Source organism: Vibrio sp. E150_018, assembly GCF_053544035.1.
On the sequence record NZ_JBHGNY010000004.1, the window covers coordinates 1 to 23,223 of the forward strand.

Here is a 23,223-nt window from a genome sequence, read left to right on the forward strand (position 1 = left end):
CCACTCCGCCACTTATATCTCTTAGATAAAGAGTAGAAACCTGATTCGAAAGAATCAGGTTTTTTTTCGTCTGTTGAAAATAAAATCTATAAGAGCCAATATTGAGAAGTGGTTATTCAGTTGGTAGTTGTTGGTTAAAGCAAGCTGGCTGTCAGTTTGCTTTAACCTAGTAAGGTATTAGGGAATGTTTAAAATTCTTCTATTCCGCCATGACTATTCTCTAATTCTAAAAAATACACAGACCAGATTCGAAAGAGTTAGTTGTCACAAAGAATGATTATTCTCTGGTTTAACTGCAACTCCAGAATTCATTGCCTAGATAGTACTACTAGGTGCTGATTTATTGCAGATCGTTTTTTGCTACTCAACTCTAACCTTTGACTATGAGAATTAAGTTATTAAGTGTTGATACAGAGGGCCGTATTTTATCTGTTCTACTCCTTGTGAATAGAGAGAATATCAAATAGCAGGATGACTTATTCATTAATAAATTCAGATACAGCGTTTAATATAGAACCACTTTTAAACAAGGGGTGAGATTATTAAAGGATTGACAGAGGGCTGGATAAATGAATATTTAACTCTAAAAAAGCAGAGTAATCAGTACTCTGCTTTCGTTATATGCGAATTAAACTTGTTTGAAGGGCTAATTTACGGCGTAGTTAACACATCCATTTCATTAATAGGCGTATCTACGTCTTCGATTATTGGTGTAGCTGCGCCATTACTATCGTTTATCGGATCTAATTCTGTTGTAGTACTCTTATCTGTTTCTAGCGTACTACTCGTCGCATCGGGCTCATTGCTATTTGAAGTTGGAGCGGGTTTAGATTCTATGAGTGGTGAGCTTACGTAATTGAACGCTTTGATTACTTTGGAAACATCTTCTATTTTACTGGCAACATCCGCCGCAATTTGAGCGTCTTCTTTCGATATGTTACCAATTAAAAATACTTCTTTATTTTCAGTGGTTACTTTTATGTTGTATTTATCTAGTCGGTCATCTGATAGAAGTGCACTTTTTACTTTAGTGGTTAACCAAATATCATGACTGATTTGCTGGAATGATAGAGGTTTTGCGATGCGAATTTGGTTATAAACTTTGTCTACATTTGGTAAGTTTTTTACGTAGCCTTCGATGGACTGTTTATTCTCTTCATCAATGGATTGCCCTAAAAGTAAGATGTGTCCTGTACTCGTGATTTCGGAAGTTACGCGAACCTTTCCTCTATACTGGGGGGCTCGATTTAATGCATTAATGTTTGATTGTATGTTTTTTTCTTGCCATTGCTGTTGCTGAGAAGGCTCAGAAGAACTACCTGTTGAGGCACAACTAGTAACTAAAAATAAGCTAATGAAGTATAAAATAACAATGTGTTTTTTCATATTACTTATCCGTCGTGAGAGGGAAATATTACTTGATCGATTAAGTCACATAAACAATGAAGCGTTAACATATGAACTTCGTGAATTCTTGCTGTTCTATGTGATGGAATACGTATTTCCACATCAGACTCACCAAGTAATCCTGCAAGTTCACCGCCATCTTTACCAGTAAATGCAATGATGGTCATATCCCGAGTGACAGCCGCTTCAACGGCTTTGATAATATTGCTGCTGTTTCCACTGGTAGAAATAGCAATCAACACATCACCGGCTTGGCCGAAAGCTCTTACCTGTTTAGAAAAGATCTCTTGATAGTGATAATCATTGGCTATAGCTGTTAGCGTCGAAGTATCTGTTGTTAAAGCCATTGCTGGAAGGCTTGGTCGTTCTGTTTCGAAACGATTCAGTAAACAAGAGACAAATTGTTGTGCGTTAGCTGCAGAGCCGCCATTACCACAACAAAGGATTTTATTACCGTTCAATAAGCTACTCACCATTGCTTGTGCTGCATGAGTGATGGCATCGGGGAGAGATTCTGCAGCAGCAATTTGAATCTGAATGCTTTCTTTAAAGCTATCATTAATGCTATCTAGCATGCTTTATCCTTGAGTAATTGCATTTTTTATCCAATTGATATCCTCACCATTTTTATGAATAGCAATGACATCAAAACGAAAGGAGGTTTTTTCGATTGGCAGTGATTGTTTCTTAAGCCACACCATAGCGGTTTTTATCAGCTTTTGAGATTTTTGGTAGGTTACCATTTCCGCTGCATGACCAAATGATGATGAGGCTCGATATTTAACTTCGACAAACACAATAGTTTGTCCATCTTTCATAATTAAGTCGATTTCGCCAAATCGGCAATTCATATTTCTTTCTAACACATGAAGCCCTTGGCCGATCAGATATTGATTGGCCAAGCTTTCATATTGAGAACCGATTTCTCGCTTATTTTTGATCTTCTGACTGAAAAGCTTCATGCTCAGCCCAACTTAGATCTCTTTGTACCACACATTGATCATCAATACTTAAAGTACCTGTTTGACCTTGGTACTGATAGCTTTGAATAACCTTCATTGTTTGAAGTTGAGTAAGCAAGCTATATGAGTCCATACCTAATGCATGTAGACGCTTTTCAGTGTTACTGCTTTTGGGCCATAAGTTATCGTACTCGGTCAATTCAGCATTATCTTTATTCAACAGCATTGGAATGTCGCTAAATATAATACCACTGACATCTTGATAGGCACGAGCTTTACCATTATTACTACTAGAGTTGGAGAACAGTTTAGGTGGCTTAGCATCTGGGTTAATAGCAACTTCAATAAATGGCTTTAGCAGCGTTAACTCTGAGCGGTTTGCTATAATGTAAACAGAATCAATATCTCTACGACTGCGAGCTTCGGTTTCCATTTCCATATTACTGATTTGTCTAATCTGGTTGATGCGAGCTTGGCTATCAGTTAGGCCAAACGCATCTTTAACATTTTTTTGCAATTCAGCACGATTACCAAATGGCGTTGATGCTACTGGCGTATTGCTTAATTCATTCCATTTTTCTGTAAATGCTTCAGTAATACGTTCACCAAGTTTCCCTTTAGGTGCCAGTACTAGTGGGTATTTAAAACCAGTTTCAAAAATGTGCTTAGCCGCTTGTGCCCCTTCTTGTTCTGGCGATAGCGTTAAGTAACAAACTTGAGAACCTTGCTCTAATTTATCTGGGAAGTTTAGCGCCAACATAGGAATATTGTTGTTATTGATATCTTGTAATTGCTCAATGTTATCTTTGATCAATGGGCCTACGATGAAATCAGTATTATTGGTTTTTAGCTGAGCATAAATATCTTGCAGGCTCTGTGTTGACGTATCGTAAACCGTCATCTTTAGAGAAGGGGCTTTATCTGCATCATCTGTCATTGCATGAATAAAGCCATCGCGGATTAACTTTGCAGGCATTTCATATTTACCAGAAAGAGGTAGGAGTACTGCGACATTTTCCGGCGTTGAAATATCGAGTTCTAAAATGCGTTGCACATCTTCAGGAGTGTGAGTCACGATTGGGTGGTTAATATTGATACTAAACCATTGCTGAAGTTCTGTTTTCAAACCACTTGGGTTGTTTAGCTGTGTCTTCATTTGAGTGGCGACATATAACCAACCTTGTAATTCAGTTTCACTTGGGTGAACTTCGAGTTGAACAATGGTCTCCTTAGAATATTTCTTTAAGTTTTCCCAAATTCTCTTATCGGTTGATTCTTGCTTATTGACAGGTTGAAACTCTTTGTAAGCAATCCATTCACGATCGGCATTGAAAAAATCTCGAATATCTTCAAACAGTTTAGCACGTTGCTGATGATAATTACGCCATTGAATGTCTGCTAATTGCCACTGCTGTTGGAAGTTTAATTCTTTTAATGCAGCCTCTGAGTCAACAGTCGCAGCTGTAATTTGCGATTTTGCTAATTGCCATTCTGCTTGCTGCATATCATTTAGAGGAAATTGAACGATGCGTTTTAGCAGGCTTTGGCCTTGGTTGTAATTTTTTTCAACTACAGAGGCTTTTAGCGCCATAATGTACAAATCAGTCTGCTCAGTAGATGGTTGAGTATCATTCGCCTCGTCAGTATAGCTGAGTGAGGTTTGTGCCGGTGGGGCGGTAATATCAACTTTATCTGACTCAGATGTAAGTGATGAACACGCTGATACTAATAACATCAAGGCGATAGAAGTAAATAAGCGTGGTACACTGAAGATCTTATGATTCATAATTTGCATGCGTTATATTCTTTATGTGAAAGATTGACTCTATATTAATCGCTCAAGTGACGGTAAACAAATGATAGATAACAAAACTGCTCTTTTAGATTCCCCAGCGCTATATATTGTTCCTACCCCAATTGGTAATTTAGGGGATATCACTCAACGATCATTAGATATTTTAAATCAAGTTGACCTGATTGCTGCTGAAGATACAAGGCATAGTGGTCGTTTATTCTCTCATTTTGGCATATCAACCAAAACTTATGCATTACATGATCATAATGAGCAACAAAAAGCACAAGTATTAGTTGAAAAAGTGTTAGCGGGAGAGTCGATCGCATTAGTTTCTGATGCGGGGACTCCTCTAATTAGTGATCCAGGGTATCACCTAGTGACTAAATGTCGTCAAGCGGGGGTTAAAGTTGTGCCATTACCAGGTGCTTGCGCCGTGATCACGGCTTTAAGTGCTTCAGGATTACCGTCGGATCGCTTTAGTTTTGAAGGCTTCTTACCGGCTAAAAGTAAAGGTCGTAAAGATAAGTTATTAGAAATTAGCAAAGCCGAGCGTACTTGTATCTTTTACGAATCGCCTCATCGAATTACAGATAGTTTGGACGATATGCTGGCAGTGTTAGGGCCTGAGCGTGAAGTCGTGCTTGCACGTGAATTAACCAAAGCATTTGAAACGATTCATGGTGCGCCGCTAAGTGAGTTGATCGAGTGGATCAATGAAGATGACAACCGTAAGCGCGGAGAAATGGTCATTCTTATTCATGGTTATCGAGAAGATAAATCTACCGATGCGCTTCCGGATGACGCTTTAAGAACCTTAAAAATTTTGACTCAAGAATTGCCACTGAAAAAAGCAGCAGCTTTAGTCGCGGAAATTCACAATTTGAAAAAGAATGCTCTATATAAGTGGGGACTGGATAACCTAGATTAATATATTTCTATATGTGCCGATTCGCTTGTCTTCTAAGGTGATGTGCGTATAATCCGCGTCGGAGTTGACTGGATAGTCGCTGCTTCGTTGATGTCCTTACTGGTTTTTGCCTAGGTAGAAACCAGTGGGAGACTGTCGGAGGGGAGGAAAGTCCGGGCTTCAAAGAGCAGGGTGCCAGGTAACGCCTGGGGAGCGTGAGCTCACGACAAGTGCAGCAGAGAGAAGACCGCCGATGACGCTATTCTTCATTTCTTCGGAAGTAAGAAGCGAACAGGTAAGGGTGAAAGGGTGCGGTAAGAGCGCACCGTGCGTCTGGCAACAGTTCGTAGCAGGGTAAACTCCACCCGAAGCAAGACCAAATAGGCCCTCACATTGCGTTGCTCGCGTAAGGGGGCGGGTAGGTTGCTCGAGCCAGTGAGCGATTGCTGGCCTAGACGAATGGCTATCACCGCGCAAGCGGAGACAGAACCCGGCTTATGATGTCAACTCCACCTATTTAAATAAACCCATCGCAGTTTACTGTGGTGGGTTTTTTTATGAATTTCTTCATTCGTTGTCTTCCTTTTGACGTGCTATTAACGATTCTAGTTAGAATTAGCTTAAACTAAGCCAAATAAGCGCAAATTTCCGCTGATTTCTTGCGTTGCGCGCCTGACATGAATATCCTAAGCCATTCATCTTAAATTGAGTTATTGAACCCTATGACCGACACCTTCCAACACGTTTCTGTACTCCTTAATGAATCTATTGAAGGATTGAATATAAAGCCAAATGGTATTTATATTGACGGCACATTTGGTCGAGGAGGTCATAGCCGTACGATTTTATCTCAACTCGGTCCTGAAGGGCGCTTATATAGTATCGATCGAGATCCTCAAGCGATTGAAGAAGCAAAAAAAATAGATGATCCCCGCTTTACCATTATTCATGGTCCTTTTTCTGGTATCCAATTTTATGCTGAGCAATATCAATTGGTTGGCAAGGTTGATGGCGTATTATTTGATCTTGGTGTCTCATCACCACAATTGGATGATGCTGATCGCGGCTTTAGTTTTATGAAAGACGGGCCATTAGATATGCGAATGGATCCGACAACTGGTCAATCAGCTGCAGAATGGCTAGCAGAAGCGGAGCTTGATGATATTACCTGGGTACTACGAGAGTTTGGTGAAGAAAAGCACGCCCGTCGTATTGCTCGTGGTTTAGTTGAATATCGCGAAAATCCGGAACATGAACCACTGATGAGAACTAGCCAATTGGCTAAGCTTATCTCAGATGTTGCACCAAAGAATTTTAAAGAAAAAAAGCACCCTGCAACGCGAAGTTTTCAAGCAATTCGGATTTATATTAATAGTGAATTGGAAGAAATCGACTTCGCTTTAAAAGGGGCGATGAATATCTTAGCGCCAGAAGGTCGTCTTTCTGTGATTAGTTTTCACTCTTTAGAAGACCGCATGGTGAAGCGATTTATGCGCCGTGAGAGCCAAGGTCCTCAAGTACCTCATGGTATTCCTATGACGGAAGATCAAATTAAAGCTTTAGGTTCTGCCAATATGAAAACGGTAGGTAAAGCAATTAAACCGTCTAAATCAGAAGTTGAAGTTAATACACGTTCACGCAGCTCAGTATTACGTATTGCTGAAAAACTATGATCATTAAAATACTATGAAAGATAAACAACCACCCACTCTAATTCGTAGTATCTGGACTGATCTTATTTCGGTAGGTCGAGTTCCATTGGTATTACTGCTGCTTATTTTTGTAAGCTCTATAGCGGTAGTGTTAACCACTTATAATACTCGTAATCAAATTACTCTGCGTGATGAATTATTAGAAAGTCGCGAGCAGCTTGATAGTGAGTGGCGTAACTTGATATTAGAAGAGAACGCTCTTGCTGAGCATACTCGAGTTCAGAAGGTCGCAATCAAAGATCTTGATATGAAACGTCCTGATTCGGATAAAGAAGTGGTTGTGAACCTTAAATGAAAAAGCCGACAAATAAAAAAACGGTAAAGAACAAGAAAACCGTTAATAAAAAGAAGTCATCTCAATCCTCCGATATTTTGATCCCTTGGCGATATAACCTAGTCATAGTCTTTATCGTATTAGCTTTATTTGTGCTGGTAGCGCGAACGGCGTATATCCAAGTGATCGAACCTGATCAACTTATTCAACAAGCTGATATGCGTTCAGTGCGCGTAAAAGCAATCGCAACCGCTCGTGGTATTATTTCTGACCGAAATGGTGAGCCGTTGGCGGTGAGTGTTCCTGTGCAAGCAGTTTGGGCGGATCCTGCCACTATAATTAAAGAAAATGGTCTTGATGAACTTGATCGTTGGTATGCACTTGCTAACGTACTTGGGCTCGAACAACAAGGCTTAGTGGATAAAATTCGCCAGAATAAACGTAAGCGCTTTATTTACTTACAGCGCCAAGTTAGTCCTGCAATGTCTAAATATGTTCGAGAATTGAAACTGCCAGGTATTGGCTTGAAAGATGAATCTCGTCGTTTTTACCCAGCCGGGGAAGTCAGCGCGCATGTCGTTGGCGTGACTGGTATTGACGGACATGGCCTTGAGGGTATGGAGCGGAGTTTTGATGATTGGTTAACGGGAGAAGCGGGTAAGCGAACCATTCGAAAAGACCGTTTTGGACGTGTTGTTGAAAATATTTCATTAAAAACACAAGAGCCTGGTAAACCTTTACAACTCACTATTGATCAACGTTTGCAGGCAATTGCCTATCGTGCGATTAAGCAAGCAGTAGCCGATTTTCGAGCCACTTCAGGAACCGCCGTTCTAGTCGATGTTAAAACCGGTAATGTACTCGCGATGGTCAATGCGCCTTCCTATAACCCGAATAACCGCGAACAATTGCAAAGTTTCCGCATGCGTAACCGTGCGCTTACCGATTCTATTGAACCGGGTTCAACTATGAAGCCATTTGTGATTTTGGCGGGCTTAGATAAAGGTATTATTGATGATAAAACGGTTATCGATACTGGCAATGGCATCATGCGAATTGGTGGCAGCCGAGTTCGAGATTCTGAGCGCGCGGGTAAAGCTGATTTAACCACTATCTTAAAGAAATCAAGTAACGTAGGTGTGGCAACCATTGCGTTAAAAATGGATGTGCGTGAAATTCTTGGTATGTATAGCGGAGTAGGCTTTGGTAATGTTTCTGGCCTACGCTTACCGGGCGAAGTAACCGGTATATTCCCAGATCGCCGTCGTTGGTCTCCATTTGAGCAAGCGACCTTAGCCTTTGGTTATGGTATTTCAGTCACACCATTACAGCTCGCGCATGCTTACGCGACGCTAGGTAATATGGGGGTGAATAAGCCGCTGCATATCTTAAAAGGAAGTACATCCGGTCGTACCTTTAGAGCGGCGGATGCAGATGCGGCTCGCAAAGTAGTCGATATGCTTGAGCAGGTTACTCATAAAGGTGGTACGGCGCGCTCGGCTAAAGTACCGGGGTATCGTGTTGGTGCGAAAACAGGTACATCACGTAAAGCAAAGGCGGGGGGATACAGTGATCAATACGTTGCCTTAACGGCTGGTCTTGCGCCAATTAGTGATCCTCGCCTTGCATTAGTTGTAGTCGTCAATGAGCCACAAGGTGATAAGTTCTATGGTGGTTCGGTTGCTGGGCCTGTTTTTGCAGAAATTATGAAAGGGGCGCTGCAAATTATGAATGTCACGCCAGATGCGACACCTGAATCTGAGGCTGGGGAATAAAATATATGGTTCGATTACTTTCTGATTTGTTGAAACCTTGGATTGCATTAGATTCTGAATTTGCCATTAATGTCGCGGAGTTGCAGCTTGACAGTCGTAAAGTGTCCGCTGGCGATATATTTGTTGCCATTCAAGGTCATGAGGTTGATGGCCGGGCCTTTATTGATAAAGCGATTTCTTCTGGTGCGGTTGCGGTTATTGCAGATGCTAGTCAGGAAAACCCTCATCAACATATTGAATGGCGTGCTAGTGTACCAGTTATTTACTTATCAGAAATTGGATCGCAGCTTTCACATCTTGCGACCTGTTTATATCAGTTTGAACCAATGCAATTAATCGGTATTACAGGCACCAATGGAAAAACCACTATTTCGCAGTTGATTGCCCAGTGGGTAGGCTTGCTTGGTAAAAAGGCTGCAGTGATGGGAACAACAGGCAATGGATTTTTGAATGATTTAAAACCTGCGGTCAACACTACGGGCAATGCAATTGAAATTCAGCAGACATTAAGCCAATTGCAACAACAAGGTGCTGAATATACGGCATTAGAAGTTTCCTCTCATGGTCTTGTGCAAGGACGTGTTAAAGCGCTGCCTTTCGCTGCTGCTGCATTTACTAACTTAAGCCGTGATCACCTTGATTATCACGGCAGCATGGAAGAATACGCAGAAGCCAAATTCAGTTTGTTTTCTCAACATGACTGCCAGCATCAAATTATTAATGCAGATGATGAGGTTGGCCAACAATGGCTTCAACGTTTACCGGATGCAATCGCCGTTTCTTTAATTAAGCCGCAGCTTTCTTCGAGAAGTCCAGATTCGACACATCCGGCTTCAACACATGATTGTTTGTGGGCCAATGAGGTTCACTACTCAGATGCTGGCATCAGCTTATCGATTGATGGTCATTGGGGAGCAGCCGATTTGCAAGTCCCGTTAATTGGTGCTTTCAATGCCAGTAATTTGCTGGTGGCGTTAGCAACCTTGCTGAGTCTAGGGTTTGAGTTAAATCAGTTAGTTCAAGTCGCACCTCAATTGAGGCCTGTAATCGGTCGTATGGAACTTTTTCAAGCGTCTAAACCGCAAGCTAAAGTTGTCGTAGACTACGCACACACACCAGATGCGTTAGAAAAAGCCTTGATGGCACTACGCGTACATTGCCAAGGAAAACTTTGGTCAATCTTTGGTTGTGGTGGGGAGCGTGATTCCGGTAAACGCCCAATGATGACGGAAATATCTGAGCGCCTTGCTGATGAGTCGATCATTACTGATGATAATCCACGCTCAGAAGATCCGGCTAAAATTGTCGCCGATATGTTGCAAGGGGCGATAAACCCAGAACAGATTCATGTGATCCACTCTCGTTATCTAGCGTGTCAATATGCTCTTCAACAAGCTGGTGAGGGCGATATTATTTTATTAGCAGGCAAAGGACATGAAGACTATCAAATCATTAATGGCCAAAACGTACATTATTCTGACCGCGAAACCGCACAAGTTTTATTAGGGTTACCTTTATGATCCCATTTTCTTTACAGCAACTTGCACTGATAACCTCGGGTTCTCTTCTCGGTAACAATACCGATATTACTTCGGTGACTACAGATACTCGCAACATTGAATCCGGTGCTTTATTTGTTGCCTTAGTTGGCGAGCGATTCGATGCTCATGATTTTTGTCAGCAAGCGGTAGATTCTGGTGCCAATGCTTTATTAGTTTCTAAGAAGCTCGATCTCGATATTCCACAAGTTGTTGTCGCGGAGACTCAAAAAGCACTCGGTCAACTTGGACAATGGATGCACCAACAATCAAAGGCGAAAACCTTAGCGCTGACAGGAAGCTGCGGAAAAACCACCGTCAAAGAAATGTTGGCCGCTATTTTAAAGCAAAAAGGCCAAGTACTTGCTACAGCGGGTAATTTTAATAATGAAATAGGTGTTCCGTTAACGCTGCTACGTACCCAAGAAAATGACGATTATGCGGTGATTGAATTAGGCGCGAACCATTTAGGTGAAATCGCTTATACCACTAGCTTGGTTCAACCTGATATTGCGTTAGTCAATAATGTTGCCGCCGCACACTTAGAAGGTTTTGGCTCAATTGATGGCGTGGCAAAAGCGAAAGGTGAGATATACCAAGGTCTATCAGCTGGTGGCGATGCTGTCGTTAATCTAGATAGCAATGGTTTATCTCATTGGCAATCTATCTTGGCTGATAAAAGCGTTATCACTTTTTCGGTCGATAATTCGGATGCAGATTTTTATTCACAACAAATTGAAGTTAACCAGCGTGGTGAAGCTTCATTTGTGTTGATGAGTCCTCTCGGTGAAAAGTTTGTGAGCTTACCTATGATCGGCAAACACAATATTAGCAATGCTTTGGCTGCTGCCGCGATGGCGATTCAAGCGGGAGCGACGTTAGATGAAGTGGTCAGTGGTTTACAAGTACCAAGCCATGTTAAAGGACGAGTGGAAGCGATGGATTTAACCGAGGAAGTACGTGTGATTGATGATAGCTATAATGCGAGCGTACCCGCGATGAAAGCCGCCGCCGATTTATTAGCAAACTATCAAGGCACCCGTTGGTTGATTCTTGGTTATATGGCAGAGCTTGGTGATGAAAGCCAAGCATTACACCGAGAAGTAGGCGAGCATGCGGCACAATATAATTTTGACTATGTCCTCACTTTTGGAGAGGATACCGCGATTATTAGCCAGCTTTGCCAACAAACCGATGATTTATCGACTTGTGGTAAACATTTTACTACCCATAGCGCTATGATTGATTTTATTAAGCAGCACTTACCTAACCCAAAACTAGAAATGCAAGCAGACCAAAAACATACTTTACTGATCAAAGGAGCACATAGCTCTAAAATGTGTCAGGTTGTTGCTGCTTTGAAGGAGAACTACGCATGATCATTTGGCTCGCAGAACTGTTACAGCCATATTTATCCTTTTTTCGATTGTTTGAATATCTCTCTTTTCGGGCTATTTTGAGCATTTTGACTGCTTTGGGGTTATCTCTTTGGATAGGACCTAAACTTATCCAGCGTTTACAGCTTTTACAAATTGGTCAAGTCGTGCGTAATGACGGTCCTGAATCTCACTTTAGTAAACGTGGCACCCCAACGATGGGCGGTGTGATGATACTAGCAGCGATCACTGTGACCGTTTTCCTATGGGCAGATTTATCTAACCCTTATGTTTGGGCGGTGATAGCAGTATTGCTTGGTTATGGTGTCGTTGGTTTTGTTGATGACTATCGTAAAGTTGTGCGCAAAAATACAGATGGCTTGATTGCTCGCTGGAAGTATTTTTGGCAATCAGTCATTGCACTAGGTATAGCGTTTGCTTTATATGCAATGGGCAAAGATACTTCAGCGACTCAACTAGTGGTTCCTTTCTTTAAAGATGTGATGCCACAACTTGGTTTGATGTATATCGTGCTGACTTACTTTGTAATTGTAGGTACCAGTAATGCGGTGAACTTAACCGATGGTCTAGATGGCTTAGCGATCATGCCTACGGTATTAGTTGCAGCAGGCTTTGGTGTTATCGCTTGGGCGACGGGTAACGTCAATTTCTCTGAATATTTGCACATTCCTTATATTCCTTATACCAGTGAGCTTGTGATTGTTTGTACTGCAATAGTTGGGGCTGGTTTAGGCTTTTTATGGTTTAACACCTATCCAGCACAAGTATTTATGGGCGATGTTGGTTCATTAGCGTTAGGTGGAGCTTTAGGGACGATTGCGGTTTTGGTTCGTCAAGAGTTTGTATTGGTGATCATGGGTGGGGTATTCGTGATGGAAACCCTATCGGTTATCTTGCAAGTCGGTTCTTATAAATTACGTGGCCAGCGTATTTTCCGTATGGCACCGATTCACCACCATTACGAATTAAAAGGCTGGCCGGAACCTCGCGTTATTGTGCGTTTTTGGATCATCTCTATCGTATTGGTATTAATTGGCTTAGCGACACTGAAAATACGTTAATTTTTTATAGGATATTACTTTATGTCACACTCATTATTAGCAAAATGGCAAGGGATACAACGTGTCGTTGTGGTTGGCTTGGGTGTGACGGGGTTATCCGTTATTCGATATTTACAAAAACTGCCACAGGATTTATCGATAAAGGTTATTGATACTCGTTCCGAACCACCTGGTGTGGAATTGTTGGATGCTAGCGTTGAAGTACATACTGGTAGTTGGCAGCTTGATTGGTTATTGGAAGCAGACTTAATTGTGACTAATCCGGGAATTGCATTAGCTACTCCAGAGATTCAACAAGCGCTGGCAAACAATATTCCGGTAGTTGGTGATATCGAGTTATTCGCATGGGCAGCCAATGCGCCAGTGGTGGCTATCACTGGTTCAAACGGCAAAAGTACGGTCACCGATTTAACAGGCGTTTTGGCAAAATCTGCCGGGTTAACGGTGGGTGTCGGTGGCAATATCGGCGTGCCAGCTTTGGATCTACTTGCAGATAATGTGGATTTGTATGTGTTGGAACTCTCTAGTTTTCAACTGGAAACTACATCGTCATTGAAATTGGCCGCGGCTGCTTATTTGAATCTTTCTGAAGATCATATGGATCGCTACCAAGGCATGGAAGACTATGCTGAGGCGAAGCAACGTATTTTCTTACATGCCGATAAAGCGATTGTTAATCGTGCTGAACCAGAAACCTATCCCAAAAATGATATCCCAGTTGTCAGTTTTGGCTTTGATGAGCAAGACTTTGGCTTGGTGTGGTTAGAAGCGCAAGAATATATTTCTAAGCAAGGTCAACCAATTGTCGCGGTTGAGGATTTAAAACTTGTCGGTAGACACAATGTCGCCAATAGCTTGGTCGCTTTAGCCTTGCTAGATAGTGTTGATGTTGAATTATCGAAGGTTGTGCCTGCGTTGAAAACTTACTCAGGGCTAACACATCGCTGTCAGTTAGTTGTGGATAATAATGGTATTAAATGGATCAATGATTCTAAAGCAACCAACGTAGCCAGTACGTTAGCGGCATTATCGGGGTTGCAATTAACAGGCAGTCTGCATCTGTTGGTTGGTGGCGTTGGAAAAGGCGCGGATTTTTCTGAATTAGCGCCAGTGTTGAAAAACTTAAATGTTCAATTGCATTGCTTTGGTCAAGATGGTGACTCGTTTGTTTCGTTGCACCCTTCGGCACAACGTTGGGAAACAATGGAGCAAGCAATAAACTCGTTTCATCATGAATTAAAAGCGGGTGATTTAGTGATGCTATCGCCTGCTTGTGCCAGTTTTGATCAATTTAAAAACTTTATGGCCAGAGGAGATGAATTCACTCGTTTGGCGCAACATTATATGAAATTATCGTCTTAATAATTTTCTCATTGCTCATTTATCGGATTGAAGGCTGACCGTGGTTAAAGCAAAAGTGCAAAATATGGGTAAAGGATTTCAAGGGTGGATGAGTCAACCTTCTCCTGATGTACTTTACGATCGTCAATTGGTTTGGTTAGCATTTAGTTTAATGTTAATTGGTCTGGTGATGGTCACGTCAGCATCTTTTCCTATTAGTACTCGTCTAACTGGTGAACCATTTCACTTTATGGTGCGACATGGCATATTTTTATTTCTCGCTTTAGGTGCCGCGACGATAGTGGTACAAATTCCGTTAGAACGTTGGATGAAGCATAGCATGCACTTACTTTTGCTCTCTATGTTCTTATTGTTGGTGGTATTGCTGGTTGGACATTCCGTTAATGGTGCGTCTCGTTGGATCCCATTAGGCTTATTTAATTTACAGCCTGCGGAAGTGGCGAAGCTATCATTATTTATTTTTATGTCTAGTTACTTAGTTCGTAAGCATGATGAAGTGAAAAGCTCATTTTTTGGTGGCTTTATCAAACCCATTATTGTATTTGGTTGTTTGGCGGTATTACTGCTCGCTCAGCCCGATTTAGGTACAGTGGTGGTCATGTTGGTGACGTTATTCGGTATGTTATTTATTGCGGGAGCAAAGCTAAAACAGTTTATCGCTCTGCTATTGGTCGGTATCGGCTCAGTAGCCTTATTGATTTTGGCTGAACCTTATCGTATGCGACGCGTAACCTCATTCATGAATCCATTTGAAGATCCTTTTGGTAGTGGTTATCAATTAACCCAATCCTTAATGGCATTTGGTCGTGGTGGTTTATTTGGTCAAGGGCTAGGTAACTCGATTCAGAAGCTAGAATATTTGCCTGAGGCACATACTGACTTTGTCTTTGCGGTGGTGGGAGAAGAGTTAGGCTTTATTGGCGTGACATTGGTCTTATTGATGATTTTTGCTTTGGTATATAAAGCATTATCGATTGGTAAGAGGTCGCTTGAATCGGGCCATTTATTTGGTGGTTTTTTAGCGACTAGTATTAGTATTTGGTTCGCGTTTCAAACCTTAGTTAACGTCGGTGCGGCGGCCGCGATTGTACCAACTAAAGGTTTAACATTACCTTTGATCAGTTATGGTGGTTCTAGTCTTATTATTATGATGACGGCGGTAGCACTGTTGTTACGTATTGATTATGAGCGTCGCTTGGCAGAGTTGTCAGCTAGAACTAAACCGGTGAGTGAAAAGAAACCCCAACCAGATCAAACCCAACAAGAATTAAGTGATAATGAAAAAGAATAAACGTTTATTAGTAATGGCTGGTGGTACTGGTGGACATGTCTTCCCTGGTTTGGCTGTAGCGAAAAAGTTGCAACAGCAAGGTTGGGAGATTCGCTGGTTAGGCACACCTGATCGTATGGAAGCAGATTTAGTACCAAAGCATGGTATTGAAATTGATTTTATTCATGTAAAAGGTCTGCGTGGTCAAGGGCTTGCTAAGCTAATTAAGGCACCTTTTCAAATTGTTAACGCCATTATGCAAGCGAAAAAACATATTAAAGCTTGGCAACCTGATGTGGTTTTAGGCATGGGCGGCTATGTAAGTGGCCCGGGTGGTGTTGCCGCTTGGATGTCTGGTATTCCAGTGGTTCTGCACGAGCAAAATGCCGTTGCCGGTTTAACCAATCAATGGTTATCTAAAATAGCCAAACGAGTGATGCAAGCATTCCCAGGTGCATTTCCCAATGCTGAAGTGGTGGGAAATCCTGTGCGCCAAGATGTCGTCGAGATTGCTGAGCCAAAACAACGCTTAGAACAACGTGATGGACCTATCCGTATTTTGGTTATGGGGGGGAGCCAAGGTGCTCGAATACTGAATACAACGTTACCTCCAGTGATGAGAGCTTTGGGTAATGATTACGAGATACGTCATCAAGCGGGTAAAGGGCAACAACCAATGGTTGAATCACTGTATCAAGAGAACCAAGTGATTAACGCTCAGGTTACCGAGTTTATTGATAATGTGGCACAAGCGTATGAGTGGGCGGATTTATTAGTATGTCGCTCAGGTGCTTTGACGGTTTCTGAAGTTTCTGCTGCTGGTGTTGGGGCTATTTTTATTCCTTTTATGCATAAAGATCGCCAACAAGCACTGAATGCTGATCATCTTGTTCAATGTGGAGCCGCTTTAATGATTGAACAGCCAGATTTGACTGAACAAGTTTTAATGGAACAAATACAACAACTGGATCGGGCTCAGTTACTTGCGATGGCAGAAAAAGCACGATCAGCTGCCATTACCGATGCTGACACACGAGTTGCTGAAGCGATTATCGCTGTAAGCCAAGATTGAGAAATAATTGATGTTAACAAAACAAAATCCCAACCTATCTGAACTGCGTTCTATCGTACCTGAAATGCGCCGAGTAAAGTGTATTCATTTCGTGGGTATTGGTGGTGCTGGCATGAGCGGTATTGCTGAAGTTTTACTTAATGAAGGTTATGACATTAGCGGTTCAGATTTGAATGAAAATACTGTAACTGAGCGTTTGAAGGCAAAAGGGGCGACAATATACATTGGTCATCAAGCAGCGAATATTGAAAAAGCTAGTGTAGTGGTGGTCTCGACTGCGATTTCAACTGATAATCCTGAATTGATTGCGGCTAAAGAGTTACGTATTCCGGTGGTACGTCGTGCCGAAATGCTTGCTGAATTGATGCGTTTTCGCCATGGTATTGCCGTTTCCGGTACTCATGGTAAAACTACAACTACAGCGCTTGTCACACAAATTTATTTTGAAGCGGGTCTCGATCCTACCTTTGTTAATGGCGGATTAGTGAAAAGTGCTGGAACTAACGCACGCTTAGGCTCTAGCCGTTACTTAATTGCTGAAGCTGATGAAAGTGATGCATCCTTCCTGCATTTACAACCAATGGTGAGTATTGTAACCAACATAGAAGCCGACCATATGGACACTTATGGTGGTGATTTTGAAACGTTGAAGCAAACGTTCATCGATTTCCTGCATAATTTACCTTTTTATGGTCAAGCGATCATGTGTATTGATGATCCTGTTGTCAGAGAGTTGATACCACGAGTCAGCCGCCAAGTGATTACTTATGGTTTCTCTGAAGATGCGGATGTTCGAATTGTTAACTATCATCAAAAAGGCCAGCAAGGTAAATTTACCGTAGTCCGTCAAGAGCGTGCTGATTTAGACATTACGTTAAATATTCCAGGTAAACATAATGCGTTAAATGCTGCTGCTGCTATTGCGGTAGCTACTGAAGATAATATTTCAGATGATGCGATTGTACGTGCTTTAGTGAGCACTCAAGGCACTGGTCGTCGATTTGATCATCTAGGTGAGTTTGATACGGGTAATGGTCAAGCTATGTTGGTGGATGACTATGGTCATCATCCCAGTGAGGTTGACGTTACTATTCAAGCGGCTCGCTCAGGTTGGCCAGATAAACGCTTAGTCATGATTTTTCAACCACATCGCTATAGCCGCACACGCGACTTATATGATGATTTCGCGAATGTTCTAGAAAAGGTTGATGTGTTGATTATGCTTGATGTTTATTCTGCAGGTGAAAAACCGATTGCAGGAGCAGATAGCCGTTCTTTATGTCGTACAATTCGCAGTCGTGGCAAAGTCGATCCAATTTTTGTGGATTCATCGAATAAACTCCCCTCAACCTTGGCTAGTTTATTAGAAGACAATGATTTGGTTTTAACTCAAGGGGCGGGTGATGTTGGCCGTGTCGCAAAAATCTTAGAGGATTTTCAACTGGATATTGACAAAATGAAAGTCATTAGTGAGTAAAATAGCTACAAGTTGTCTTGGCACTCAGGCCTTCGGTCAGTATAATCCCTGTTAATTGTCGTTATTTTCAGGGATGTACCATTAGTTAACCTCAGATTATGGGCATTTAATGAATATTTTAGAGTCTAACTGCTCATTATGAATATCACCGCGGAAGATTTGGTTGAAGGCAATACTCAATCATCATCGAAACAGCATTGGGTCGGTGGTGCTTTTTTATTATTAGTCGTGATTGGTATCGGTACTTTAATTTATTCAACTTTTAGCTGGATGACCGATGACCAGCGTTTACCTCTTTCGCGTTTAATGGTCGAAGGGGATTTGCATCACGTAAGTCCTAAACAGGTACAAGGTGCTTTAGCCAGGCTACCACATATGGGAACATTTATGACCCAAGATGTGGACCAGTTACAGCAAGCATTACAAACCTTACCTTGGGTTGCTCAAATTTCGATCAGAAAACAATGGCCTGACTTAGTTAAAGTCTATATTGTTGAATACCAAGCGATTGCGATTTGGAATGGTAATTCGCTATTAAGCCCGGAAGGTCATATTTTTAATGGTCACCCAGAAGACGCTCCTGAAAATACGGTGAATCTTTACGGACCAGAAGGTTCTAGTGAGCAAGTCTTGTCAGTTTGGCAAAAAAGCACGCAAAAATTAAAGCCGCTAGGTCGTACTATTACATCAGTTGTATTAAATGATAGACGTGCATGGCAATTAATATTAGATAACGGTATTCGTTTAGAGCTCGGAAAAGATGCTCGTGAAGATCGTTTGAATCGTTTTATTAAACTTTATGGTCGGTTGGGCGATAAAGTAGAGCAAATTAGCTACATTGATCTTCGATATGATACTGGGGCCGCCGTTGGTTGGATTCCAGATGATGATTCAGCACAAGAGAGAAATAAATGACGAAGACCGCAGAAGGTAACATAGTCGTTGGTCTTGATATTGGCACAGCTACTGTATCCGCGTTAGTAGGTGAAGTGCTTCCTGATGGACAAATTAACATCATAGGAGCCGGAACTAGCCCATCTCATGGTATGGACAAAGGTGGTGTTAACGATCTTGAATCGGTTGTAAAATCCGTTCAGCGCGCTATCGACCAAGCCGAATTAATGGCAGAATGCCAGATTACGAGTGTCTATCTTTCTCTTTCAGGTAAGCATATTGCTAGCCGTATAGAAAAAGGTATGGGGGCGATTTCAGAAGAAGAAGTTTCTCAAGAGGATATGGATCGTGTTATCCATACTGCTAAATCGATTAAAATCGGTGAAGAGCAGCGTATTTTGCACGTCATTCCTCAAGAGTTCACTATCGATTATCAAGAAGGAATTAAAAACCCTTTAGGTTTGTCTGGTGTTCGTATGGAAGCGAGTGTTCACTTGATTTCTTGTCATAATGACATGGCAAGAAATATCATCAAAGCGGTAGAACGCTGTAATTTAAAAGTGGAACAGCTGATATATTCAGGCTTAGCATCAAGTAATGCGGTTATCACTGACGATGAGCGTGAGCTTGGTGTCTGTGTGATCGATATCGGGGCGGGTACAATGGAGCTATCCATCTGGACTGGTGGTGCGCTACGTCACACAAAAGTATTTTCTTATGCTGGTAATGCCGTAACAAGTGATATTGCCTTTGCATTTGGTACACCTGTCAGCGATGCTGAAGAGATAAAAGTTAAGTTTGGTTGTGCGCTTAGCGAGCTAGTAAGCAAAGACGATACTGTTAACGTACCAAGTGTTGGTGGTCGTCCTTCTCGAAGTTTACAACGTCAAACTTTGGCAGAAGTGATAGAACCCCGATATACTGAGCTTATGGGCATGGTTAATCAAAGCATTGATTCTGTTCAAGCAAAGTTACGTGAAGATGGAATTAAACACCATTTAGCGGCAGGTATTGTGCTAACCGGTGGAGCATCACAGATTGAAGGATTAGTGGAGTGTGCAGAACGCGTATTCCGCAACCAAGTAAGAATTGGTAAACCCCTAGAAGTCAGAGGGTTAACTGACTACGTTAAAGAGCCATATCATGCAACAGCGGTTGGATTATTACATTACGCCAAAGACAGCCAGTTTTATGATGAGGGTGAATATCAACACACAGCACCAAAGCAGCGCTCTGGTAGCTCGTTTACGGATATCATTCAAAAGCTACGTAATTGGATACAAAAAGAGTTTTAACCTGAGGCGAACAGGAAGAAACGGAGAAAACACATGTTTGAACCGATGATGGAAATGTCTGACGATGCTGTAATTAAAGTCGTTGGAGTTGGAGGCGGCGGTGGCAATGCCGTAGAACACATGGTGCGAGAGTCCATCGAAGGGGTGGAGTTCATCAGTGTTAATACGGATGCCCAAGCGCTACGTAAAGTAAGTGTCAGCAATGTTATTCAAATTGGTGGCGATATCACTAAAGGTCTAGGTGCCGGAGCAAACCCTCAAGTAGGTCGTGACTCAGCATTAGAAGACCGTGAAGCAATTAAAGCGGTTTTAGCTGGCGCCGATATGGTGTTCATTGCAGCTGGTATGGGCGGTGGTACCGGTACCGGTGCAGCGCCTGTGATTGCAGAAGTAGCTAAAGAACTTGGTATCTTAACCGTAGCGGTCGTAACTAAACCGTTTAGCTTTGAAGGCAAAAAGCGTATGGCTTTTGCTGAGCAAGGTATTGAAGAGCTTTCAAAGCATGTTGATTCATTGATCACCATTCCAAATGAAAAGCTACTGAAAGTACTTGGCCGTGGTATTACATTGCTTGAAGCCTTTGCTAAAGCGAATGATGTATTACGTAATGCCGTTCAAGGTATTGCTGAGCTGATTACTCGTCCTGGTATGATGAATGTTGACTTCGCCGACGTACGTACGGTGATGTCTGAAATGGGGCATGCCATGATGGGGAGCGGTGTCGCTACTGGTGAAGACCGTGCAGAAGAAGCCGCTGAAATTGCTATCTCAAGCCCATTACTAGAAGACATCGATCTTGCTGGTGCGCGTGGTGTGTTAGTTAACATCACTGCTGGCCTAGACATGCGTTTAGAGGAATTCGAAACCGTAGGTAACACCGTTAAGGCATTTGCTTCAGATAATGCAACGGTTGTTATTGGTACTTCTCTTGATCCTGACATGAGTGATGAAATCCGCGTAACAGTTGTTGCAACGGGAATTGGTAACTCTCATCAACCTGATATCACTTTAGTTAAAGGTAGTTCAGCGAAACCAGTTTCAGCACCTCAACCTGCAGTTCAAGCGTCCGCTCAATCATCAGCTAAGACTGAGGAAGAAGTGCCACAGCCCATGCTTCGTACTAACAAAGCACCGGCGACAAGTTCCTCATCAAGCTCTTCGAATGAAAATTCAAATACGGTGAAGAAGCCAGATGAAAATGACAGTGGTTACCTTGATATCCCTGCATTTTTAAGACACCAAGCTGATTGAGTTTTGCACAATTAGTTGAAGTATGTCTAAAATGTGATAAGATATCTGACCAGTCAAATATTGGCTGTGATATGTAGCGTAAAAGCGTAAATTAGAGGCAAATTAGATGATCAGACAACGTACATTGAAAGAAATGGTGAAAACGACTGGTGTGGGTCTCCACTCTGGACGTAAAGTCACGCTTACGCTACGTCCTGCACCAGCTAATACCGGTATAATTTATCGTCGTACAGATATGAATCCCCCTGTGGATTTTCCTTCTGATCCAAACTCAGTACGTGACACTATGTTGTGTACTGCGTTAGTAAACGATGAAGGCATTCGTATTTCTACCGTTGAGCACTTAAATGCAGCTCTAGCCGGTATGGGAATCGACAACATTATCATCGAGGTTGATGCACCTGAAATTCCAATTATGGATGGCAGTGCTAGCCCGTTTGTATATCTGCTGCAATCAGCAGGTGTCGAAACTCTAAATGCACCAAAACGTTTTATTCGTATTAAAAAGCCAATTCGTATTGAAGATGGTGATAAGTGGGCAGAGCTTGTTCCTTATGACGGTTTCCGTATGGATTTTGAAATTGAGTTTGATCACCCTGCTATTGATTCTGAACAACAACATATGTTGTTTGATTTCTCTTCACAGGCGTTTATCAAAGATATTTCTCGTGCTCGTACCTTTGGTTTTATGCGCGATATCGAATATTTACAGTCACAGAATCTATGTTTAGGTGGTAGCTTTGACTGTGCAATCGTTCTTGATGAATACCGTATCTTGAATGAAGAAGGCTTACGTTTTAGTAATGAATTTGTTACGCACAAAGTATTAGATGCCATTGGTGACTTATACATGTGTGGCCATAGCATTGTTGGTGAGCTTCGTGCTTATAAAACAGGCCATGCTTTGAACAACCAGTTATTGCGTGCAGTTCTAGCTGACCAAGAAGCTTGGGAATGGGCTACGTTTGAAGAAGCTGCCGGTTCGCCAGTTGCATTTGGTGAAGTTATGCCGAATACAGTATTAGCTTAAGATCGAATTAAGTATTAAAAAAGCCAGACTGAAAGTCTGGCTTTTTTATTACCTAAAATTTATCAAAACAAAAAAGAGTTATTTGCTTTTTGGTTGAGCAAGTTTCGCTAGGCTTTCCATTCGATGCTTCAGCTTCGGTGGTGCTAAAGAGGCGGCCATTAGGATAGATTGAGCTGCTTCCTCACTTAAAGCATGTTGCTGATAAGTCACTTCTTTTTCTTTGAGAGATTCACTACGATATAACTCAGGGTTTACTTTAAACTCTATTCCAGCCAAACGAGAAAATCCTGCTGCTCTTAGCTCAGATAAAATTCTGATTCGCTCATAGTTGAGTTTCATTTGGAAAGAAGCATTCGCCACTTCGATCAGTAATTGATTTTGACGAACATTGGCCGCTCGACAATGAGCTAATAGGTTCTTCGGCAAGATACTTTTTAGTGTTTGGTTGATCGATAAAATTTCAGAAACATGCTGAGAAAAGGCCTTTAACTGGCTATCACCAATCAGATCTTGTGTTAGTTTTGGGCGGTGGTCTCGCATAAAATATCTCATCATATTAAAGCTTAATCATTATACTCAAGTCGCTTGAGTATATATTATGCGTTATGAAAAATTATTAATGTCAAAAAATATTATTTTTGATTAAAAATAATGAGGATGAACGCAAACAACAGTGTTTGTAGATAGAAGATAGGTGCATAATCCCATACTATATAACCAAGTGAATTCTGTATCTTGAAGTCA

General features: G+C 41.8%; 20 protein-coding genes and 1 other RNA gene. 16 read left to right on the forward strand and 5 right to left on the reverse strand.

What is annotated here, in order from left to right; translation table 11 throughout:
* Positions 1-651: 651 nt before the first annotated feature.
* Genes ACE3G9_RS06445 through ACE3G9_RS06460 form a run of 4 tightly spaced genes read right to left on the reverse strand, consistent with a single transcriptional unit; the run spans position 652 to position 4,164 of the window.
* A complete protein-coding gene (locus ACE3G9_RS06445; RefSeq protein WP_449218731.1) occupies positions 652-1,386 on the reverse strand; it encodes a BON domain-containing protein in 735 nt (244 codons plus the stop codon).
* Positions 1,387-1,391: 5 nt separating this feature from the next.
* Positions 1,392-1,982: a phosphoheptose isomerase gene (locus tag ACE3G9_RS06450; RefSeq protein WP_417880279.1), complete on the reverse strand. Its 591-nt coding sequence runs from the start codon at positions 1,980-1,982 to the stop codon at positions 1,392-1,394.
* A 3-nt stretch (positions 1,983-1,985) separates the two neighbouring features.
* On the reverse strand, positions 1,986-2,369 hold the full coding sequence (locus tag ACE3G9_RS06455; RefSeq protein ID WP_417880278.1) for a YraN family protein: 384 nt from the start codon (positions 2,367-2,369) through the stop codon (positions 1,986-1,988).
* On the reverse strand, positions 2,338-4,164 hold the full coding sequence (locus tag ACE3G9_RS06460) for a penicillin-binding protein activator (protein WP_417880277.1): 1,827 nt from the start codon (positions 4,162-4,164) through the stop codon (positions 2,338-2,340). The genes ACE3G9_RS06455 and ACE3G9_RS06460 overlap by 32 nt, the downstream gene beginning before the upstream one ends.
* A gap of 61 nt (positions 4,165-4,225) precedes the next feature.
* Here ACE3G9_RS06460 and rsmI point away from each other — a divergent pair, with 61 nt between their 5' ends.
* From rsmI to lpxC, 16 genes are all read left to right on the forward strand, one after another.
* Positions 4,226-5,092, forward strand: coding sequence for a 16S rRNA (cytidine(1402)-2'-O)-methyltransferase (gene rsmI / locus ACE3G9_RS06465; RefSeq protein ID WP_417880276.1), 867 nt, complete (start codon positions 4,226-4,228; stop codon positions 5,090-5,092).
* Between the two features lie 60 nt (positions 5,093-5,152).
* Positions 5,153-5,586, forward strand: an RNA gene (gene rnpB, locus ACE3G9_RS06470) — RNase P RNA component class A.
* Positions 5,587-5,793: 207 nt separating this feature from the next.
* On the forward strand, positions 5,794-6,744 hold the full coding sequence (gene rsmH / locus ACE3G9_RS06475; protein ID WP_417880275.1) for a 16S rRNA (cytosine(1402)-N(4))-methyltransferase RsmH: 951 nt from the start codon (positions 5,794-5,796) through the stop codon (positions 6,742-6,744).
* Between the two features lie 13 nt (positions 6,745-6,757).
* Positions 6,758-7,078: a cell division protein FtsL gene (ftsL, locus tag ACE3G9_RS06480; protein WP_417880274.1), complete on the forward strand. Its 321-nt coding sequence runs from the start codon at positions 6,758-6,760 to the stop codon at positions 7,076-7,078.
* A complete protein-coding gene (locus ACE3G9_RS06485; RefSeq protein WP_417880273.1) occupies positions 7,075-8,832 on the forward strand; it encodes a penicillin-binding transpeptidase domain-containing protein in 1,758 nt (585 codons plus the stop codon). Before ftsL ends, ACE3G9_RS06485 begins: the two co-directional genes overlap by 4 nt.
* A gap of 5 nt (positions 8,833-8,837) precedes the next feature.
* Positions 8,838-10,352, forward strand: coding sequence for a UDP-N-acetylmuramoyl-L-alanyl-D-glutamate--2,6-diaminopimelate ligase (murE, locus tag ACE3G9_RS06490; protein WP_417880272.1), 1,515 nt, complete (start codon positions 8,838-8,840; stop codon positions 10,350-10,352).
* Positions 10,349-11,749 (forward strand): UDP-N-acetylmuramoyl-tripeptide--D-alanyl-D-alanine ligase, encoded by a 1,401-nt coding sequence (murF, locus tag ACE3G9_RS06495; RefSeq protein ID WP_417880271.1) that lies wholly within the window; start codon positions 10,349-10,351, stop codon positions 11,747-11,749. Before murE ends, murF begins: the two co-directional genes overlap by 4 nt.
* Positions 11,746-12,828 (forward strand): phospho-N-acetylmuramoyl-pentapeptide-transferase, encoded by a 1,083-nt coding sequence (mraY, locus tag ACE3G9_RS06500; RefSeq protein ID WP_417880270.1) that lies wholly within the window; start codon positions 11,746-11,748, stop codon positions 12,826-12,828. The genes murF and mraY overlap by 4 nt, the downstream gene beginning before the upstream one ends.
* A 21-nt stretch (positions 12,829-12,849) precedes the next feature.
* Positions 12,850-14,190, forward strand: coding sequence for a UDP-N-acetylmuramoyl-L-alanine--D-glutamate ligase (gene murD, locus ACE3G9_RS06505; RefSeq protein WP_417880269.1), 1,341 nt, complete (start codon positions 12,850-12,852; stop codon positions 14,188-14,190).
* A 64-nt stretch (positions 14,191-14,254) separates the two neighbouring features.
* A complete protein-coding gene (gene ftsW / locus ACE3G9_RS06510; RefSeq protein ID WP_417880268.1) occupies positions 14,255-15,481 on the forward strand; it encodes a cell division protein FtsW in 1,227 nt (408 codons plus the stop codon).
* Positions 15,468-16,532, forward strand: coding sequence for an undecaprenyldiphospho-muramoylpentapeptide beta-N-acetylglucosaminyltransferase (gene murG, locus ACE3G9_RS06515; RefSeq protein ID WP_417880267.1), 1,065 nt, complete (start codon positions 15,468-15,470; stop codon positions 16,530-16,532). The genes ftsW and murG overlap by 14 nt, the downstream gene beginning before the upstream one ends.
* 10 nt (positions 16,533-16,542) lie before the next feature.
* Entirely contained in the window at positions 16,543-18,009 is a 1,467-nt protein-coding gene (gene murC, locus ACE3G9_RS06520; RefSeq protein ID WP_417880266.1) for a UDP-N-acetylmuramate--L-alanine ligase, read from the forward strand.
* A gap of 138 nt (positions 18,010-18,147) precedes the next feature.
* A complete protein-coding gene (locus tag ACE3G9_RS06525; protein WP_417880265.1) occupies positions 18,148-18,924 on the forward strand; it encodes a cell division protein FtsQ/DivIB in 777 nt (258 codons plus the stop codon).
* Positions 18,921-20,198 (forward strand): cell division protein FtsA, encoded by a 1,278-nt coding sequence (ftsA, locus tag ACE3G9_RS06530; protein ID WP_417880264.1) that lies wholly within the window; start codon positions 18,921-18,923, stop codon positions 20,196-20,198. The genes ACE3G9_RS06525 and ftsA overlap by 4 nt, the downstream gene beginning before the upstream one ends.
* 33 nt (positions 20,199-20,231) lie before the next feature.
* Positions 20,232-21,449: a cell division protein FtsZ gene (gene ftsZ / locus ACE3G9_RS06535; protein ID WP_417880263.1), complete on the forward strand. Its 1,218-nt coding sequence runs from the start codon at positions 20,232-20,234 to the stop codon at positions 21,447-21,449.
* Positions 21,450-21,555: 106 nt separating this feature from the next.
* Positions 21,556-22,479, forward strand: a complete 924-nt coding sequence (gene lpxC, locus ACE3G9_RS06540; protein ID WP_417880262.1) for a UDP-3-O-acyl-N-acetylglucosamine deacetylase — start codon at positions 21,556-21,558, stop codon at positions 22,477-22,479.
* 78 nt (positions 22,480-22,557) lie between these two features.
* Here the strand turns inward: lpxC and ACE3G9_RS06545 are convergent, their stop codons facing one another.
* The gene (locus ACE3G9_RS06545; protein ID WP_417880261.1) at positions 22,558-23,019 is read right to left on the reverse strand and encodes a DUF721 domain-containing protein; all 462 of its coding nucleotides are present in this window, start codon (positions 23,017-23,019) and stop codon (positions 22,558-22,560) included.
* Positions 23,020-23,223: the final 204 nt, after the last annotated feature.

What these genes read in the sequence shown, in the direction of transcription:
- murF (WP_417880271.1), top strand. Translation starts at nt 10,349, where the DNA reads ATGATCCCATTTTCTTTACAGCAACTTGCACTGATAACCTCGGGTTCT.
- murC (WP_417880266.1), top strand. Translation starts at nt 16,543, where the DNA reads ATGTTAACAAAACAAAATCCCAACCTATCTGAACTGCGTTCTATCGTA.
- lpxC (WP_417880262.1), top strand. Translation starts at nt 21,556, where the DNA reads ATGATCAGACAACGTACATTGAAAGAAATGGTGAAAACGACTGGTGTG.
- ACE3G9_RS06545 (WP_417880261.1), bottom strand. Translation starts at nt 23,019, where the DNA reads ATGCGAGACCACCGCCCAAAACTAACACAAGATCTGATTGGTGATAGC.
- rsmH (WP_417880275.1), top strand. Translation starts at nt 5,794, where the DNA reads ATGACCGACACCTTCCAACACGTTTCTGTACTCCTTAATGAATCTATT.
- ftsL (WP_417880274.1), top strand. Translation starts at nt 6,758, where the DNA reads ATGAAAGATAAACAACCACCCACTCTAATTCGTAGTATCTGGACTGAT.
- rsmI (WP_417880276.1), top strand. Translation starts at nt 4,226, where the DNA reads ATGATAGATAACAAAACTGCTCTTTTAGATTCCCCAGCGCTATATATT.
- ACE3G9_RS06485 (WP_417880273.1), top strand. Translation starts at nt 7,075, where the DNA reads ATGAAAAAGCCGACAAATAAAAAAACGGTAAAGAACAAGAAAACCGTT.
- murE (WP_417880272.1), top strand. Translation starts at nt 8,838, where the DNA reads ATGGTTCGATTACTTTCTGATTTGTTGAAACCTTGGATTGCATTAGAT.
- murG (WP_417880267.1), top strand. Translation starts at nt 15,468, where the DNA reads ATGAAAAAGAATAAACGTTTATTAGTAATGGCTGGTGGTACTGGTGGA.
- ACE3G9_RS06445 (WP_449218731.1), bottom strand. Translation starts at nt 1,386, where the DNA reads ATGAAAAAACACATTGTTATTTTATACTTCATTAGCTTATTTTTAGTT.
- murD (WP_417880269.1), top strand. Translation starts at nt 12,850, where the DNA reads ATGTCACACTCATTATTAGCAAAATGGCAAGGGATACAACGTGTCGTT.
- ACE3G9_RS06525 (WP_417880265.1), top strand. Translation starts at nt 18,148, where the DNA reads ATGAATATCACCGCGGAAGATTTGGTTGAAGGCAATACTCAATCATCA.
- ftsA (WP_417880264.1), top strand. Translation starts at nt 18,921, where the DNA reads ATGACGAAGACCGCAGAAGGTAACATAGTCGTTGGTCTTGATATTGGC.
- mraY (WP_417880270.1), top strand. Translation starts at nt 11,746, where the DNA reads ATGATCATTTGGCTCGCAGAACTGTTACAGCCATATTTATCCTTTTTT.
- ACE3G9_RS06455 (WP_417880278.1), bottom strand. Translation starts at nt 2,369, where the DNA reads ATGAAGCTTTTCAGTCAGAAGATCAAAAATAAGCGAGAAATCGGTTCT.
- ACE3G9_RS06460 (WP_417880277.1), bottom strand. Translation starts at nt 4,164, where the DNA reads ATGCAAATTATGAATCATAAGATCTTCAGTGTACCACGCTTATTTACT.
- ftsZ (WP_417880263.1), top strand. Translation starts at nt 20,232, where the DNA reads ATGTTTGAACCGATGATGGAAATGTCTGACGATGCTGTAATTAAAGTC.
- ACE3G9_RS06450 (WP_417880279.1), bottom strand. Translation starts at nt 1,982, where the DNA reads ATGCTAGATAGCATTAATGATAGCTTTAAAGAAAGCATTCAGATTCAA.
- ftsW (WP_417880268.1), top strand. Translation starts at nt 14,255, where the DNA reads ATGGGTAAAGGATTTCAAGGGTGGATGAGTCAACCTTCTCCTGATGTA.